Consider the following 16,246-nt stretch of genomic DNA (forward strand, 5'->3'; position numbering starts at 1 on the left):
CCACCACCACGGCCCCGCACAGGAGGACTCCATGAAGATCAAGTCACTCACCACGTACGCCGTGCCCCCGCGGTGGCTGTTCCTGCGGATCGAGACGGACGACGGCGTGGTCGGCTGGGGCGAGCCGGTGCTCGAAGGCCGGGCGGCGTCCGTCGCCGCCGCGGTCGAGGAACTGTCCGACTACCTGGTGGGGCAGGATCCGACGCAGATCGAGGATCTGTGGACGGTCATGTACCGGGCCGGTTTCTACCGCGGCGGCGGTATCCACATGAGCGCGCTGGCCGGCATCGACCAGGCCCTGTGGGACATCAAGGGCAAGGCCCTCGGCGTGCCGGCGTACGAACTTCTCGGGGGCCGGGTCCGGGACCGGATCAAGGTCTACTCCTGGATCGGCGGCGACCGTCCCGCGGACACCGCGAAGGCGGCGCGCGAGGTCGTCGACCGCGGCTTCACCGCGGTGAAGATGAACGGCACGGAGGAACTGCAGTACCTGGATTCCTGGGACAAGGTGGACCGGTGCCTCGCCAACGTCGCCGCGGTGCGCGACGCCGTGGGCCCGAACATCGGCATCGGCGTCGACTTCCACGGCCGGGTGCACAAGCCGATGGCCAAGGTCCTGCTGAAGGAACTCGAACCGTTCCGGCTGATGTTCGTCGAGGAACCCGTGCTCTCCGAGCACGTCGACGGTTTCGTCGACGTGCTCCGGCAGTCGCCGATCCCGATCGCACTGGGTGAGAGATTGTTCTCCCGGTGGGATTTCAAATCCGTTCTCACTTCCGGGGCCGTCGACATCATCCAGCCCGACCCGTCCCACTGCGGCGGCATCACCGAGGCCCGCAAGATCGCGCACATGGCCGAGGCGTACGACGTGGCGCTCGCGCTGCACTGCCCGCTCGGGCCGATCGCCCTGGCCACGTGCCTGCAGATCGACGCGGGCTGTTACAACGCGACCATCCAGGAACAGAGCCTCGGCATCCACTACAACACGTCGAACGATCTCCTCGACTATCTCGTCGACCCGTCCGTGTTCACGTACGCCGACGGTCAGGTCCGCATCCCGACCGGCCCCGGGCTGGGCATCGAGGTGAACGAGGAGTACGTAATCGAACGGGCGGCCGAGGGCCACCGCTGGCGCAACCCGGTGTGGCGGCACAGCGACGGCTCCTTCGCGGAGTGGTGAGGGCAGGAGTGGTGAAGGAAATGGTGCAGACCCAGAACGGCCGCTCCACGTCGGTCGCGGCGCAGGCGTCGAAGGCACGCGTCCTCATCGCGGTCATGCTGTTCGTGACCGTCGTCATCAACTACATGGACCGGGCGAACCTGTCGATCGCGATGCCCGCGATCGCGGACGAAATGGACCTCTCCAAGGCCCAGCAGGGTCTGCTGCTGTCCGCGTTCGGGTGGACGTACGCGGCGCTGCAGATTCCCGGCGGCTGGCTCGTCGACCGGATACCCCCGAGAGTGCTCTACCCCGCCTGCCTCATCCTGTGGTCGATCGCGACCGCGTTCATGGGTGTCATCGGCGGATTCGTGGCGCTCATCGCGTTGCGACTGCTGGTCGGCGTGTTCGAGGCGCCCGCGTATCCGATCAACAACCGCGTCGCGACGGCCTGGTACCCCGAGCGTGAACGGGCGACGGTGATCGGCTTCTACACGTCCGGACAGTTCATCGGACTGGCCCTGCTCACCCCGTTCCTGTCCTGGCTGCAGTCCGTGCTGTCCTGGCACTGGGTGTTCATCGTGACCGGAACGGTCGGAGCGGTGTGGGGCGCCGTCTGGTACGCGTTCTACCGCGAGCCACGCGACTCCCGCGCGAACGACGCCGAGATCGACCTGATCCGCGACGGCGGCGGACTCGTCGACCTCGTGGACGAGCAGCAACCGAAACGTCCGGCCGTGACGCGCACCGACGTCGCGACCGTCCTCGGCAGGCGCAAGCTGTGGGGCATCTACCTGGGGCAGTTCTGCCTCACGTCGACGCTGTGGTTCTTCCTCACCTGGTTCCCCACCTACCTCGTCGAGTACCGGGGGATGGATTACATCAAGTCCGGATTCCTCGCGTCGCTGCCGTTCGTCGCGGCGCTCGTCGGTGTGCTGTTCTCCGGGGTGTTCTCGGACTTCCTGCTGCGCAAGGGGGTCTCGCTCGGAGTCGCCCGGAAGGGTCCGATCATCGTCGGACTGCTGCTGACCGTCGCGATGATCGGCGCGAACTTCACCGACTCGACCGCGATGGTGATCGTGTTCCTGTCCATCGCGTTCTTCGGCAACGGACTCGCGTCGATCACATGGTCGCTGGTGTCGGCACTCGCACCGGAGCGGCTGCTCGGGCTGACCGGCGGAATGTTCAACTTCATCGGCAATCTGTCGTCGATCGCCACGCCCATCGTCATCGGGTTGCTCGTCACCGACGACAGTTTCGCTCCGGGATTCGTCTACATGACCGTGGTGACCGCGGTCGGGATCGCGTCCTACGTCTTCCTGGTCGGACGGGTGGAGCGCGTCCGCAGCTGATCACTGTCGACGAAACCGGGGTGAGCGCCGAACGCACTCACCCCGGTTTCTCGTCAGTACAGGTTCCTCGTCAGTACAGTGCTGCGGCGAGTTTCCGGCGCGCGGTCATGACGACCGGTTCGGCAGGGTCGAACAGTTCGAACAACTCCAGCAGACGCGTGCGCACCCGCGTCCGGTCGTCGCCGGCGCTGCGGGCGACGACACCGATGAGGCGGGCGAACGCCGCATCGGGTGCCTGGGAGTAGAGCTCCACGTCCGCCGCCTGCAGTTGGGCGTCGATGTCGGCCGGGGCGGCGTCCGCCGCGGCGACGGCACCGGGATCGACGGACTGCACGCGGGCGAGGAAACGCACCTGACGGATCGCGCCCTGCGCCTCCGCGTTGTCCGGTTCCGTGTCGAGGATCTTCTGGAACTCGGCTTCGGCCGCCGCCAGATCGCCCTCGTCGAGCGCTGCCTCGGCGGCGACGAAACGCGGGTCCTCCGGCTCGGGCTCCTCCGTGTCGCCGTTACCGGCAGGAGGTCCGGACAGTTTTCCTGCGACCGCCTGCTGGACCGCGGCGAGCCACTGGCGCAGTTGCGGTTCGGGCTGTGCGCCCTGGAAGTCGGCGAGCGGCTGACCACCGGCGATGGCGACGACGGTCGGGACGGACTGGACACCGAAGGCCTGCGCGATACGCGGGTTGGCGTCGACGTCGACCTTGGCGAGCACCCAGGTGCCACCGGCCTCGTGTGCCAGCTTCTCGAGCAGGGGTGAGAGTTGTTTGCACGGCTCGCACCAGGTAGCCCACAGGTCCACGACGACCGGGACCTGCTGGGACCGGACGAGGACCTCCGCCTCGAACGTCGCCTCGGTGACGTCGATGACGGGTGTGAGGCCGGTGCCGCCGGGGGCGGCCGGAGCGGCGCCGTCCCCGGAGGGCGCAGGCGCAGGCGGGGGCGGAGCGGCCGCACGCTCCTTGAGGGCGGAGAGATCGACTGCTCCGCTCATGGCTGCGGCCACTGCTGAGGAACGCGCTGACGGACGAGAACCTGGTCGAGTCACGTCCACCAGTTTGTCACGATTCGAGCGGGCGCCGGAATGCGGGCCGTGTCTACCGCGGACTCGGTCAGACGAGCGACGGTTCGCTCTTCACCGTGCTGGTCCGGGACAGTTCGGCCATGCGGCCGGCGCGGGCCGCCCAGACCTCGAACACGACGGTGCCGAACGGCGGAACGCTGGCGACGAGCGCCCAGAACGTGGTGACCAGGTTCCAGCTCAGCTTGCGCGCGGTCCACAGCGAGACGAGCAGGTACAGGACGAAGACGCCGCCGTGGATCGGGCCGAAGATCTTCACGCCGATCTCGTTGCCGTCGGCGGGCAGGTACTTGAAGGCCATGCCGATGAGGAGGCCGAGCCAGGTGAATGCCTCCAGAATTGCGACAAATCGGAAGCGCTTGGCCGTGGTGCTGAGATCGAAGACGTTCGCCATGCCGACCATTGTGCCCGACCATCTACGACAGCCCGTAGTGGTGTGAGGCACACCACCACGGACCGTCGTCTGTCACGCCTTGGGGACGCGGACGATCAGGGCGTCACCCTGACCGCCTCCACCGCACAGTGCCGCCGCGCCCACGCCGCCACCGCGACGGCGCAACTCGAGCGCCAGATGCAGTGCGATCCGCGCACCCGACATCCCCAGCGGATGCCCCATCGCGATCGCGCCGCCGTTGACGTTCACGATCTCCGGATCCAGGCCCAGCTCCCGCGTCGACGCGATCCCGACCGCCGCGAAGGCCTCGTTGATCTCGACCAGGTCCAGGTCCTTCGGGTCGATCCCTTCCTTGGCGCACGCCTTCGCGATGGCCCGCGCCGGCTGTGACTGCAGCGTCGAATCCGGGCCCGCCACTACCCCGTGCGCGCCGATCTCCGCAATCCAGGACAGCCCCAGTTCCTGAGCCTTCGCCTTGCTCATCACGACGACGGCGGCCGCACCGTCCGAGATCTGCGACGCGGACCCGGCGGTGACGGTGCCGTCCTTGCTGAACGCCGGCCGCAACCGGGCCAGCGACTCGGCGGTCGTGTCGCCCCGCACGCCCTCGTCGGAGCCGACGAGCAGGGGGTCGCCCTTGCGCTGCGGCACCGGAACCGGCACGACCTCGTCGTCGAAGACCCCGTCCTTCCAGGCGCGCGCCGCCTTCTGGTGCGACGCCGCCGCGAACGTATCCTGCTCCTCCCGGCTGATCCGCTGCCCGTCCTCCGCGTTCTTCGATTCCGTCAGACTGCCCATCGCCTGATCGGTGAAGATGTCGTACAACCCGTCGAAGGCCATGTGGTCGCGCATCGTGACGTCGCCGTACTTGAACCCTTCCCGCGACTTCTCCAGCAGGTGCGGGGCCCGCGACATCGACTCCTGGCCGCCGGCGACGACGACGTCGAACTCGCCGGCCCGGATCAGCTGATCCGCCAGCGCGATCGCGTCGATCCCCGACAGGCACACCTTGTTGATCGTCAGGGCGGGCACGTCCATCCCGATCCCGGCGGCCACGGCGGCCTGCCGCGCCGGGATCTGACCGGCCCCCGCCGTGAGCACCTGGCCCATGATCACGTATTCGACCTGTTCGGGGGCGACGCCCGCCTTCTCCAGCGCACCGCGAATCGCCACCCCACCCAGATCGGAACCCGACACATCCTTCAACGAACCCAGCAACCGGCCCATCGGGGTCCGGGCTCCGGCGACGATCACAGAACTGGTCACGATTTCCTCCGCGTGAGACGAATGGGCGGGTGCCGGGCGACGGAAGTCACATCCCGACGAGAACTACCGAAACGGTAGCGCTAACGTCGGGACCATGACACAGTCCTCCCCCACCCAGTCCACGTCGCCGCTGTCCTCGGATCTGGTGACCGCCATCGACCACGTCGGCATCGCCGTTCCCGACCTCGACGCCGCCATCGCGTGGTACTCCGAGCACCTCGGCATGGTGTCGACACACGAAGAGGTGAACGAGGAGCAGGGCGTGCGCGAAGCGATGCTGAGCGTCGTCGGCGCTCCCGCGGGCAGCACCGCACTGCAGCTCCTCGCGCCGTTGAACGAGAACTCGACCATCGCCAAGTTCATCGATCGCAGCGGTCCCGGTCTCCAGCAGCTGGCGTACCGCGTCACCGACATCGACGCCATCTCCGCCCAGTTGCGCGAGCGCGGCGTCCGGCTGCTGTACGACGCACCCCGCCGCGGAACCGCCGACTCGCGCATCAACTTCGTGCACCCGAAGGACGCGGGCGGAGTTCTCGTCGAGCTGGTCGAGCCCTCGGCGACCCACTAGAGCTGTGACCGGCCGCCGGGTACCAGGCGCAGAGACAAGTTCTACTTTGCCCAGGTAGATTGGCGGCCATGGTAAACGAGCAGGACCGTGGTTCGATCCCCCTTCCCTTCTCCACCGTGCGTAAGGGATTCGACCGGGACGAGGTACGCAACTACTTCGAGCGATTCGACGCCGAGCTCCGCGTTACTGCCGCCGACCGCGACGCCGCGGCGGCGCAGGCGCGGGACCTCGCCAAGCAACTCGACGACGCGCGGGACGAGATCGACGACCTCCGCAAGGACGTCGACCGCCTGTCGGTTCCGCCGACCACCGCGGAGGGAATGAGCGACCGCATCTCGCGCATGCTCCGGCTCGCGTCGGACGAGGCGTCCGAGGTGCGCGCGAAGGCCGAGGCCGATGCCGCCGAGATGATCTCCGTCGCCGAGCAGGAAGCCGCGCAGCTTCGCGGCCAGTACGAGTCGCTGGTCGCGGAACTCGAAGACCGCCGCAGCGCGCTCGAGATTCAGCACGAGCAGACCATGGCGAAGGCTCGCACGGAGGCGGCGAAGATCGTCGAGGCCGCGCAGTCCGAGCGCGACCGCCTCGCCGCCGAAGCCGAACTGCGTCGCTCGCAGGTTCAGGAAGACTTCGACCTCTCGATGTCCGAGCGCCGCCAGAAGACGATCACGGCGGTGAACGAGCTCGAGGCCACCAGCAAGGCCGAGGCGCAGCGTCGTCTTGCGGATGCCACGCACGAGGCGGAGCGCAGGCTGCAGGCGGCCACCGACCAGTCGGAGCGCAAGATCGCCCACGCCAAGGAACTCGCGGAGGAGCTTCGCGTGCTCCGCGGCCGGATCCTGGCGCAGCTCTTGGGCATTCGCGGGCAGCTCGATTCCGTTCCCGCCATGTTGGCGTCGGTCAACCGGGAGAGCGAACTCCTCGACGCGCAGCCCGACACCGCGGCGTCGAACTCCGAGAAGCGACCGAACGAGAACTCGAGCGGCAAGTCCGCACCGAACGGCACAGCGGACCGCAAGACCGAGTCGGGGTCGAACGATTCGGTGAAGAAGTCCGAGGACGAGACGGACAACTCGGACGAGGACACCGCGGTGCTGTCCACCGTCGAGAAGACCCAGGCGAACCGGCCTGCGGGTCAGCGGACCGTGAAGGCCGGAAGCTAGGACCACCTGCGGGTGAGGCCCCGGGTGCTGCGTCCCGACCAGCACCCGGTGTGCCAGTGCCGCCGGTCCTCGGCTCCGCCGTATTCGGCGGGCCAGGTGACGAGGTGGGCGACACCGGGCCGGATGTCGTGATCGCAGCCCGGGCACCGGTACGACTTGGTGGCCCGGGCCCCGGGGATGGTGCGGACGATGTAGCTCTCGTCCGCGTCGCCGGCGGGACCGGATTCCTGACGCATCAGCGCACTACCGAACAGCGAGCCCTCGGAGTTGTCCGGGGGCGCGCTGCGGCGTGTGTTCTTCCGCTGCGGTTTACGACGGGGCACGGGTTCAGCCTAGGCCTCAGAAGAGCCGGAACTCGGTGCTCTCGGTGCCGCGCAGCGCTTCGTAGTCGAGCACCAGGCACCGGATTCCGCGGTCGGTGGCAAGGGTTTTGGCCTGCGGCTTGATCTGCTGAGCGGCGAAGACGCCGCTCACCGGCGCGAGCAGCGGATCGCGGTTGAGCAGTTCGAGGTACCGCGTGAGTTGCTCGACACCGTCGATGTCGCCCCGTCGCTTGATCTCCACGGCGACGGACGCGCCGTCGGCGTTTCGGCACAGCAGATCGACGGGACCGATTGCCGTCATGTATTCACGCCGGACCAATGTGTAGCCGTTGCCGAGCGTTTCCACGTGTTCGGCGAGCAACTCCTGAAGGTGAGCTTCGACACCGTCCTTGACGAGCCCGGGGTCGACCCCGAGTTCGTGACGGGAGTCGTGCTCGATCTCCTCGATGGTGATCCGCAGTTCCTCACCGGCCTTGTTGGTCACCACCCACAGGGCTTCGGCGTCGTCGACGGAGTCCTCGACGAGCCAGCAGGGCGGGCTCATCCAGTTCAGGGGCTTGTAGGCGCGGTCGTCGGCGTGGATGCTCACGGAACCGTCGGCCTTGATCAACAACAGGCGACGAGCGGTGGGCAGATGTGCCGTCAAACGGCCTACGTAGTCGACTCGGCATCTGGCAATCACTAGGCGCACCCGCCCACCCTAAGGGATCGCGCCGACTAGTCTCGAATGACTATGCGCAGCCCTCGCCGATCCGTCGCCCCACTGGGGTCGTGGTTGCTGGGATCGCCGGACGAGAGTCCCCGCAGGCGCCGTATCCGTGTCCAGTTGCTGCTGACCGCCCCGCTGGTGTTCACCAATCTCGTCGGTGCGGTGATCACCTGCCTGCTCATCAGCGTCGTCGTGCCCGGACCGAGCGTGTGGGCGAGCGAGTTCGCGATCGCCAATTTCGTGGCTGTGCCGGTGTTCGTGCTGTGCGCGGTGCTGATCGGCGTGACCTGGGGCACCAAGCGACTGGTGTCGGATCTGCGATGGGCGACGGAGGACGACGTGCCCACCGACCACGACCGGTCGGCGGCGTTCCGCGCCCCGTGGCGCCTGACCCGGGTCCAGGCGGCGCTGTGGGGCATCGGGTTGGTCTTCTTCACGACGCTGTACGGCCTCATCGATCCCCAGACCATCCCGAAGGTCGCGTTCACAATCGCGATGGCCGGCATCACGGTCTGCGCTTTCTGCTACCTGCTGACGGAGTTCGCGCTCCGGCCCGTCGCCGCCCGCGCACTCGGATCGGATGGACCGCAACCCCGCCGCACGCTCGGCATCACCGGCCGCACGGCGCTGGCGTGGATCCTCGGGACGGGCGTTCCGGTGCTGGGCCTGATGCTCATCGCGATCTTCAGTTTCATCCGTCCGGCGAGCCCGACCAGCCTCGCGGTGTCGATCCTCGCGCTCGGCGGGGTAATCCTGGTGTTCGGCCTGCTGCTGGTGGTGATCAGTGTGCGCGCCACCGAGGCGCCCATCCGCTCGGTGGCGCAGGGCATGGCTAAGGTGGCCGACGGCGATCTCGAGGCCGAGGTCGTCGTGTACGACGGCACCGAACTCGGCGCACTGCAGACCGGGTTCAACCGGATGGTCGAGGGACTGCGCGAACGGGAGCGGATCCGCGACCTCTTCGGGCGGCACGTCGGGCAGGACGTGGCGTCGCAGGCGCTTCGGCACAACCCCGAACTCGGCGGGGAGGAACGCGACGTGGCAGTGCTGTTCGTCGACATCATCGGGTCCACCACGATCGCGGCCACCCGGTCTCCGGCGGAGGTCGTGGATCTGCTCAACCGGTTCTTCAACGTGGTCGTCGACGAGGTCGACCGGCGGGGCGGGTTCGTCAACAAGTTCGAGGGCGACGCCGCACTGGCCATCTTCGGGGCACCGATGGCGCTGGACGACCACACCGGTGCGGCGCTGTCCGCCGCTCGGGCACTCCGCGCACGGCTCACCGCCGAGGTGCCGGAATGCGATGCGGGAATCGGGGTGGCGGCCGGTCGCGCCGTGGCCGGAAACATCGGCGCCCACGAACGTTTCGAGTACACGGTGATCGGCGATCCGGTGAACGAGGCAGCGCGGTTGTCCGAGCTCGCCAAGAATGTTCCCGGGCACGTCGTCGCGTCCGAGCGGGCGATCGACGCGGCGTCGGAGGACGAAGGCGCGCGGTGGCAATGCACCGACACCGTCACCCTGCGCGGACGTCTCGAGCCGACCACGCTGGCCGTTCCCGCCGAACTAATCCCCGCCGGTTCCGCTGCCGACGATGAGGGCGCCGACTCCGTCGAGTAGCCGGGCGAGACCGAATTCGAAGGCGTGGGCGGGCGAGAACGCGGCGTTGTGGTGCTCCCCTGCCGTGGCCCCGACCCGGGCGGCGAGCGGAAACCGCTCGGGGTCGAAGACCTTCTCGAAGTGCGGCGCGACGCTCTGCCACCACTCGCTGTCCGCCTCACCCCGGGCGGCGAGCGCGGCCGCGTCCACCGCCGCCCGCGCCGCGCCGGCGACGAAACTGTCGAGGAGTGTGACGACGGAGTCCATGTCGAGGTCCGGCAGTCCCAGTCCCTCGACCGCGCGCAGTTCCCGCTCGTACTTTGCCATCCCACCGGGCCCGAGGACCGGCCGGCTCAGCGCGACGACTCCGAGCATCCACGGGTGCGCGCACAGCAGTTGGAAGTAGTCGTGCGCCGCCGCGGTGAGACGGTCCCGCCACCCCGTGTCGGTGTCGTCGCCCGGTTCGAGCGTGGACAGCGTGCGGTCGAGCATCACCTCCACCAGTTCCGTCTTCCCGGGGACGTGCGTGTACAGCGACATCGCGCCGACGCCGAGTTCGGCTGCCAGCCTGCGCATCGAGACGGCGTCCAGCCCTTCCGCGTCCGCGACGGAGACGGCGGCCTCGACGATCCGGTCGAGTGTCAGGCCGGGTTTGCCGTTGCGGGGACGCGAGATCGGCGCGGTGCCGCCACCCCACAGCAACTCCATGGTGTGGGCGGGGTCGCCCTCCGGTGTCGCGCTTCTACCCATGCCGAGATCTTCCCACGGCGCCCGGGAACAATTCCGCGCGCCGCCTCGTTGACGTACGGCGTACCATAAACCCGGCGAAAGGCGCAGTAGTGACAGCAGAGTCCACCCTCGCCGGCTGCGCGGCCACGTTCACCCCCGCCGATCCTCCCCGCGACTCCCGCCTGCTGTTCTGGAGCGATTCACCGAACGGGCCGCGGCCTCCGAGTGCCGATTCCCGCACCCTCATCGCCGCGGGTGGAGCGGTGAACGGCGTTCCGACGCAAGTTGTTTCCCTCGCCGACGCGCTGCCGATGCTGCTGGCTCTGGACCCCGGTGACACGGTCCATCGATCGGTCGCGTTCTGGGCTGCCTGCGCCCGCACCGCCGTCGGTTACCTCGGAGCGGGCAAGGTCCTCCCCTCGGTCACACCGCACGGCCGCGACGTATGGCGGCTCGGCGCCCTCGACGACGAGGACGCATCGCACCTGCGTCTGCTGGCCGCCGCACTCCCGCCGGAAGCCCGCGCCGTCCCGCTCGGGGATCCGCCCGCCGAGGAAGTTCGCCTCCCCGCCGCCGTGGACGTCCTGCGCAACTTCCTCACCGCGGTCGTCGACACCGTCCCGAGACTCGGCTCGCCCGCCGACGCGGGCCCCTACCTGGCGTGGGATGCCGAACCCTCCCCGGAACTGCGGGCGTGGGCGGAGGCCCTGACACCTGAGGCGATCGCGCTGTCGTTGCGGATCGACCCCGTCGATCCCGGCGCGGTCGATCTCTCGGACACCGAGTTCGACGCCACGGTCCAGGTACACGGCGTCGCGCGGCCCGGAGTAGTGTGCGACGCCGTCGATCTGTGGCGGCATCCGACGCTCGCCGAGTCCGCGTTCGCCGCCGACCCGCGGATGGAGGTTCTCGGTGCCCTCCACCGCGCGGCCGAGGACTGGGCGCCTCTCGAAGATCTGTTGCGGGCGGAGGCGCCGCACCGCATCGGTCTCGAGGACGACGACCTGGCTTCCCTCGCCGCGGACGCCGGCCGTCGGCTGCGCGAGCGGGGCGTCCAGATCCATTGGCCGCGCGAACTGGTCGCCCAGACGTCGACCCGCATCGTCCTCGGCGACCCCGGATCCCGTGAGGGCGCAGCCGCTTTCGGCGGTGACCGTGCATTCGACTTCGACTGGCGCGTCGCGGTGGGCGAGGACGTGCTCACGCGCGAGGAGATGGAAGAGCTCGTGTCGGCGAAGCGGGCAGTCGTGAAACTTCGCAACCGGTACGTCGTCGCGGACTCCGACACGATTCGAAAGACCCTTCAGAGGCGGACCGGAACGATGACGGCCGTCGAGGCGCTGCGGGCATCGCTGACCGGCCGGGCCAGGCGCGGCGAGGACGACGTCCGCGTCGACTCCTACGGGGCGGCCGCGGCGGTGGCGCGGGAGCTGTCGGACGGGGATCCGGAAGCCGTGCCGGTCCCCGCAGCCTTGCGCGCGCAGTTGCGGGACTACCAGCTGACCGGATTCCGCTGGCTCGCCGGGCTCACGTCGCGCGGCCTGGGTGCCTGCCTCGCCGACGACATGGGCCTGGGAAAGACGTTGACCCTCATCGCGCTTCACCTGCACCGGCAGCAGGACCCGGACACGGCGGGACCCACGCTGGTGGTCTGTCCCGCGTCCCTGCTGGGGAACTGGCGGCGGGAGATCGAACGTTTCGCACCGGGCACCGGTGTCCTCGTCCACCACGGCCCGAAGCGCCGGCCTCCCGGTGAGACGGTCGCGGACGGCAGCGACACCGTCGTCCTCACCACGTACGCGACGATGCGGCTCGATTGCGAAGTCCTCGCCGGAACTGCATGGGGTCTGGTCGTCGCGGACGAGGCGCAGCACCTGAAGAACCGGGCCGCTGCCGTGACGCGGGCGCTGCGCACGATTCCGGGACAGGCGCGCGTCGCCCTCACCGGCACACCGGTGGAGAACCGGCTCAGCGACCTCTGGTCGATCCTCGACGGCGTCACCCCGGGTCTCCTCGGTCCGTACGCGCAGTTCCGGCGCCGCTACGACGACTCGGCCGGCGAGGACGGGCCCGACCGCGCGGCGGAGTTGGCGGCGTTGATCTCGCCGTTCGTCCTCCGGCGCAGGAAGTCGGATCCGGGGATCGCTCCCGAGCTTCCACCGAAGACGGAGATCGACCTCGACGTGACGCTCACCCCGGAGCAGGCCGGCATGTACGAGGCGCTCGTCCGCGAGGCCATGGAGCAGATCAAGACGAGCGAGGGCATCGGTCGGCGCGGCAGCATCGTGTCGCTGCTGATCGGTCTCAAGCAGATCTGCAATCACCCCGCCCAGTACCTCGGCCAGGAACACGCCGCGCTCACCGGCCGTTCCCACAAGATCGGTCTGCTCGACGAGCTGATCGACACCAACCTGTCGGAGGGCGGGCGTTCCCTCGTGTTCACCCACTTCACCACGATGGGACGGCTGCTGCGACGGCACCTGACGACGCGCGGGGTGGCGTGCGAATTCCTGCACGGAGGCACGTCCGTCGCGGCCCGGGAGAACCTGGTCGAACGCTTCCAGAGCGGTGATATCCCTGTCCTGATCCTGTCCCTCAAGGCCGCAGGCACCGGTTTGAACCTCACCCGGGCCGATCACGTCGTCCACTTCGACCGCTGGTGGAACCCGGCGGTCGAGGATCAGGCCACCGATCGCGCGTACCGCATCGGTCAGACGCACCCGGTTGTCGTGCACCGCTTCGTCACCGCGGGAACCATCGAGGAACGCATCGCCGCCATGCTCGCGTCCAAGCGGCAACTCGCCGACTCGGTCCTGTCGCACGGCGCCGACGCCTTCACCGAGCTGACCGACGGCGAGCTCGCCCGGCTGGTTGCCCTGAGCCCCGACTACGACTTCGGAGGTGACCTGTGACCGACGCCGTCACGCATCCCCGATTCCCTGCGCAGAAGGGCCGCCGCACGCGCGGCAGGATCTGGTGGGCGCAGCGCTGGATCGACGACGTCGAGCAGGCCGCGCTCGATTCGGACACGCTCAAACGCGGACGCGCCTACGCCCGTGGCGGACTGCTCGGTCCGCTCACGTTCGCGCCCGGGCTCGTCTCCGCAGACGTGCACACCGACGACGAGAGTCTGCACGTGCGGATCCGGGTGGACCCGCTCGACGAGCGCCAGTGGGGCGAGGTGCTCGCGACCCTCGCGTCACGGAGCGGTCACGTCGCCCAGTTGTCGAGTGGGACGCTCCCTCGCGAACTCGACGAGGATCTCGCGGCCGTCGACGTGTCACTGATTCCGTCGATGTTCGACGCCGACGCGACCTGCACGTGCGAGGAGTGGGACGTGCCGTGCCGCCACGCCGCCGCGGTGCTGTATCAGGCCGCGTGGGTGCTCGACGACGACCCGCTGCTGTTCTTCCTGCTGCGCGGACGCGAGGGACAGGAGATTCTGCAACTCAGGCACGGCGCGGATGCGGAAACATCCCGGTCATCCTTCGACGATTCGTGCGTACCCGTGCCCGCGTCGGATGCCTACGCCGCAGTACCCGGACCGCTTCCGGCGCCGCCGCGACCCGGCGGAAGCCCCGTGCGGCCACGCTGGCTCGACGCCGCTCCCCCGGAAGTTCGGGCCGACGCCGTTTGGTCTGCGATCGTCACTGCGATTTCGCGATACGGAGACCGTGTCTGAGGTCGTCCGCCGGCCCGGGCACCAGGCTGGGTGCGACCACCCGGGCCCCGGTCGCCGGATACGGCGTGCAGATCTGGACGTCGTGCACAAAGCACCAGCGCCAGTTGTCCCCCGCGTGGAGCGACTGGACGATCGGATGACCGCTGCGTTCCGCGTGATGTCGCGCGTGCCGCATCGGTGATCCGTCGCTGCACCCGACATACCCGCACGTCAGGCACAACATCAGGTGCTCCCAGCGGGTACCGAGTGCGAGACAGCCCTCGCACCCGTCCGACGTGTGCGCGACGACATCGCGAATCATGTTCAGATCGGGATCGTGCCAATTATTGGATTGGGTCATAAGTGCCACCCCTCAGTTACCAAGATTGGCGGCTGATCCGTCTCGCCACATGGTCACGGCGGAACGAAAGAATCCCCCGAAATCCGGCCCCGCCGGACAGCGTCCCGGTTTCGACGGCGCAAAACGGGGTAGTTCCATGCCATGGATCTGGATGCAGCCCCAGACCCGAGGGTCGATCACACCCCGCGGGCCACGAACCTGTCGGCGGTGCTGGCCGTGACCGCACACATGCACGACTGCGGGAATCGGGACGAGATCCTGTCCCTGCTCGCCGAGGCCCTCCCCGAACTCGGCCCCTTCTCGGTCGAACCCGTGAGCGTCCTGACAGGCGACGTCCCCGACGATGAGGTCTGGCGGCACCGCGTGCTGCTCGACGATTCGTGGTCCAGACCGGTGTCGCTGACACTGCGGGCCGACTACCCGCCGACACCGGTGCAGGCGACGCTCCTCGAGTTGTTGATTCAGCACATGGGGTCGGCCCTGCGCGCCGCGTCGCTCAGCTCCCGGGCCGCCACCCAGGAACGCCACCTGCGCGAGGCCACGGACGAGATCACCGTGATCGGCACGAGGGCCGCGCGACTCGAGGAAGAAGCGAAGATCCACCGCACGTTCGGGCGACTCGCCGCGACCGGCGCCGACGAGACCGCCATCGCCGAGACCCTTCACCAGGTGACCGGACTCGCCGTCGGTATCGAGGACGCGTTCGGCAATCTTCGCGTCTCGGCCGGGCCGGACACGTCCGTCCCGGCACCCCGGTACCGCAAGGTCGGCGGCGGGAACCGGGTCGACGTCCTGCGCCGCGCCGCGATGGAGGGGGGCCCGCTGCGGGACGACAACCGGATCGTGCAGTTGGTCCGGCCCGGACAGACACTTCTCGGTGTCCTGTATCTGTCAGACCCGGAGCACAAGGCCACCGAACTCGACGCTGTCGCCCTGGAGCACGCCGCGACGATGCTCGCCGTCGACATGGCGCACCGCAGATCGCTCGCCGAGACGGAGGCGCGGCTGAGCCGCGACCTGGGAGCCGACCTACTGGCCGGCACCGACGACGAGAGCGCCTATTCGCGGGCCGACGCCCTCGGCTACGACCTGCACACACCGCAACGCGTCCTGGTCGTCCACTGGGGTCCGGACACGCCCGTCGAGTCCGTCACGGAGGCGTTCCGTCGCCACCTGACGGCCACCGACTCGTCGGCCCTCCTCGTTCACGGCAACGAGCACCGAACCGGTGTCCTCGCCGCCGTCATGGACGCGAAGACGGACGTGAACACCGTTTTCGCAGCGTTGGAGAAGTCGCTCGGCCCCACGGTCGGGGTAGTCGGGGTAGTCGGGGTCGGATCCGAATGCACCTCTCCCAGCACACTCCCCGACTCGTACACCCACGCGATGCGCGCCCTCGAAATCCGCAAGCAGTCGAATTCTCCTTGCGGTGTGGCACTGTTCGACGAACTCGGCGTCTACCGCATTCTCGACTCGCACAGCACCACCGGAGATGTCGAGGCGTTCGTGCAGGAATGGCTGGGCCCCCTGCTCGACTACGACCGGGAGCACCGCAGCACGATGACGGCCACCCTCGCCCAATACCTCGAATGCGGCGGCAAATACGACGAGACCGCGCAGGCCCTCAGGATCCACCGCAGCACCCTCCGGTACCGGATGTCCCGCATCCACGAATTGACCGGCCGTGATCTCCGCAGTGTGGACACCCGCCTGAATCTTCATCTGGCGTCACGGGCGCTGCAGGTCCTGGCCGGCGGCGCACCGGGGTGAAATGGTCTGTGCGGCAACCGCTGCCGTCGGCAAATCTGTTCTGGAAATGCCGAAAGCCCCCCAACAAGTGTTGGGGGGCTTTCGGTAACGGATGTTCGGCGGTGTCCTACTCTCCCACAC

General features: G+C 68.7%; 15 protein-coding genes. 8 read left to right on the forward strand and 7 right to left on the reverse strand.

The features are described from left to right. Positions 1 to 31 precede the first annotated feature (31 nt). Both dgoD and MLGJGCBP_RS09390 read left to right on the forward strand, forming a co-directional pair. Complete coding sequence (dgoD, locus tag MLGJGCBP_RS09385; protein ID WP_160095013.1) at positions 32 to 1,180, forward strand: galactonate dehydratase; 1,149 nt, start codon at positions 32 to 34, stop codon at positions 1,178 to 1,180. Positions 1,181 to 1,200: 20 nt separating this feature from the next. Further along, positions 1,201 to 2,511, forward strand: a complete 1,311-nt coding sequence (locus MLGJGCBP_RS09390) for an MFS transporter (RefSeq protein WP_160095015.1) — start codon at positions 1,201 to 1,203, stop codon at positions 2,509 to 2,511. Positions 2,512 to 2,581: 70 nt separating this feature from the next. Here the strand turns inward: MLGJGCBP_RS09390 and MLGJGCBP_RS09395 are convergent, their stop codons facing one another. The 3 genes from MLGJGCBP_RS09395 to MLGJGCBP_RS09405 form a co-directional block, all read right to left on the reverse strand. After that, positions 2,582 to 3,499, reverse strand: coding sequence for a tetratricopeptide repeat protein (locus tag MLGJGCBP_RS09395; RefSeq protein ID WP_160095017.1), 918 nt, complete (start codon positions 3,497 to 3,499; stop codon positions 2,582 to 2,584). 118 nt (positions 3,500 to 3,617) lie between these two features. Continuing rightward, positions 3,618 to 3,989, reverse strand: a complete 372-nt coding sequence (locus MLGJGCBP_RS09400) for a DUF3817 domain-containing protein (RefSeq protein WP_160095019.1) — start codon at positions 3,987 to 3,989, stop codon at positions 3,618 to 3,620. A gap of 63 nt (positions 3,990 to 4,052) precedes the next feature. Then, positions 4,053 to 5,246, reverse strand: coding sequence for an acetyl-CoA C-acetyltransferase (locus tag MLGJGCBP_RS09405; protein WP_160095021.1), 1,194 nt, complete (start codon positions 5,244 to 5,246; stop codon positions 4,053 to 4,055). 94 nt (positions 5,247 to 5,340) lie between these two features. On the opposite strand from MLGJGCBP_RS09405, the gene mce reads away from it, so the two are divergent. Continuing rightward, positions 5,341 to 5,814 (forward strand): methylmalonyl-CoA epimerase, encoded by a 474-nt coding sequence (mce, locus tag MLGJGCBP_RS09410; RefSeq protein ID WP_072946976.1) that lies wholly within the window; start codon positions 5,341 to 5,343, stop codon positions 5,812 to 5,814. 68 nt (positions 5,815 to 5,882) lie between these two features. Then, complete coding sequence (locus tag MLGJGCBP_RS09415) at positions 5,883 to 6,974, forward strand: hypothetical protein (protein ID WP_160095023.1); 1,092 nt, start codon at positions 5,883 to 5,885, stop codon at positions 6,972 to 6,974. Here MLGJGCBP_RS09415 and MLGJGCBP_RS09420 read toward each other — a convergent pair. Both MLGJGCBP_RS09420 and nucS read right to left on the reverse strand, forming a co-directional pair. After that, entirely contained in the window at positions 6,971 to 7,297 is a 327-nt protein-coding gene (locus MLGJGCBP_RS09420; RefSeq protein WP_072946972.1) for an ATP/GTP-binding protein, read from the reverse strand. The genes MLGJGCBP_RS09415 and MLGJGCBP_RS09420 overlap by 4 nt on opposite strands. A 16-nt stretch (positions 7,298 to 7,313) precedes the next feature. Continuing rightward, on the reverse strand, positions 7,314 to 7,988 hold the full coding sequence (gene nucS, locus MLGJGCBP_RS09425) for an endonuclease NucS (protein WP_160095025.1): 675 nt from the start codon (positions 7,986 to 7,988) through the stop codon (positions 7,314 to 7,316). Between the two features lie 36 nt (positions 7,989 to 8,024). Here nucS and MLGJGCBP_RS09430 point away from each other — a divergent pair, with 36 nt between their 5' ends. Beyond that, positions 8,025 to 9,626 (forward strand): adenylate/guanylate cyclase domain-containing protein, encoded by a 1,602-nt coding sequence (locus tag MLGJGCBP_RS09430; protein WP_087561072.1) that lies wholly within the window; start codon positions 8,025 to 8,027, stop codon positions 9,624 to 9,626. Here MLGJGCBP_RS09430 and MLGJGCBP_RS09435 read toward each other — a convergent pair. Then, positions 9,573 to 10,355, reverse strand: a complete 783-nt coding sequence (locus MLGJGCBP_RS09435) for a TetR/AcrR family transcriptional regulator (protein WP_160095027.1) — start codon at positions 10,353 to 10,355, stop codon at positions 9,573 to 9,575. The two genes, MLGJGCBP_RS09430 and MLGJGCBP_RS09435, sit on opposite strands and share 54 nt — an antisense overlap. A gap of 89 nt (positions 10,356 to 10,444) precedes the next feature. Between MLGJGCBP_RS09435 and MLGJGCBP_RS09440 the strand changes: the two genes are divergently transcribed. After that, positions 10,445 to 13,246 (forward strand): DEAD/DEAH box helicase, encoded by a 2,802-nt coding sequence (locus MLGJGCBP_RS09440; RefSeq protein ID WP_160095029.1) that lies wholly within the window; start codon positions 10,445 to 10,447, stop codon positions 13,244 to 13,246. Then, positions 13,243 to 14,016 carry an SWIM zinc finger family protein gene (locus MLGJGCBP_RS09445; protein WP_160095031.1) on the forward strand — a complete coding sequence of 258 codons (774 nt, stop codon included), beginning with the start codon at positions 13,243 to 13,245 and terminating at the stop codon, positions 14,014 to 14,016. The genes MLGJGCBP_RS09440 and MLGJGCBP_RS09445 overlap by 4 nt, the downstream gene beginning before the upstream one ends. On the opposite strand, the gene MLGJGCBP_RS09450 is transcribed toward MLGJGCBP_RS09445, so the two are convergent. Then, the gene (locus MLGJGCBP_RS09450; RefSeq protein WP_072946961.1) at positions 13,982 to 14,356 is read right to left on the reverse strand and encodes a UBP-type zinc finger domain-containing protein; all 375 of its coding nucleotides are present in this window, start codon (positions 14,354 to 14,356) and stop codon (positions 13,982 to 13,984) included. The two genes, MLGJGCBP_RS09445 and MLGJGCBP_RS09450, sit on opposite strands and share 35 nt — an antisense overlap. A 141-nt stretch (positions 14,357 to 14,497) precedes the next feature. On the opposite strand from MLGJGCBP_RS09450, the gene MLGJGCBP_RS09455 reads away from it, so the two are divergent. Next, on the forward strand, positions 14,498 to 16,126 hold the full coding sequence (locus MLGJGCBP_RS09455) for a PucR family transcriptional regulator (RefSeq protein WP_160095033.1): 1,629 nt from the start codon (positions 14,498 to 14,500) through the stop codon (positions 16,124 to 16,126). Positions 16,127 to 16,246: the final 120 nt, after the last annotated feature.

This window comes from Rhodococcus sp. T7, from assembly GCF_009872365.1.
In the GTDB taxonomy this organism is placed as follows: domain Bacteria; phylum Actinomycetota; class Actinomycetes; order Mycobacteriales; family Mycobacteriaceae; genus Rhodococcus_F.

Bases quoted from the DNA above. Each gene is read 5' to 3' on its own strand.
- dgoD (WP_160095013.1), top strand. From the start codon at position 32: ATGAAGATCAAGTCACTCACCACGTACGCCGTGCCCCCGCGGTGGCTG.
- MLGJGCBP_RS09390 (WP_160095015.1), top strand. From the start codon at position 1,201: ATGGTGCAGACCCAGAACGGCCGCTCCACGTCGGTCGCGGCGCAGGCG.
- MLGJGCBP_RS09395 (WP_160095017.1), bottom strand. From the start codon at position 3,499: ATGAGCGGAGCAGTCGATCTCTCCGCCCTCAAGGAGCGTGCGGCCGCT.
- MLGJGCBP_RS09400 (WP_160095019.1), bottom strand. From the start codon at position 3,989: ATGGTCGGCATGGCGAACGTCTTCGATCTCAGCACCACGGCCAAGCGC.
- mce (WP_072946976.1), top strand. From the start codon at position 5,341: ATGACACAGTCCTCCCCCACCCAGTCCACGTCGCCGCTGTCCTCGGAT.
- MLGJGCBP_RS09415 (WP_160095023.1), top strand. From the start codon at position 5,883: ATGGTAAACGAGCAGGACCGTGGTTCGATCCCCCTTCCCTTCTCCACC.
- MLGJGCBP_RS09430 (WP_087561072.1), top strand. From the start codon at position 8,025: ATGACTATGCGCAGCCCTCGCCGATCCGTCGCCCCACTGGGGTCGTGG.
- MLGJGCBP_RS09435 (WP_160095027.1), bottom strand. From the start codon at position 10,355: ATGGGTAGAAGCGCGACACCGGAGGGCGACCCCGCCCACACCATGGAG.
- MLGJGCBP_RS09450 (WP_072946961.1), bottom strand. From the start codon at position 14,356: ATGACCCAATCCAATAATTGGCACGATCCCGATCTGAACATGATTCGC.
- MLGJGCBP_RS09455 (WP_160095033.1), top strand. From the start codon at position 14,498: ATGGATCTGGATGCAGCCCCAGACCCGAGGGTCGATCACACCCCGCGG.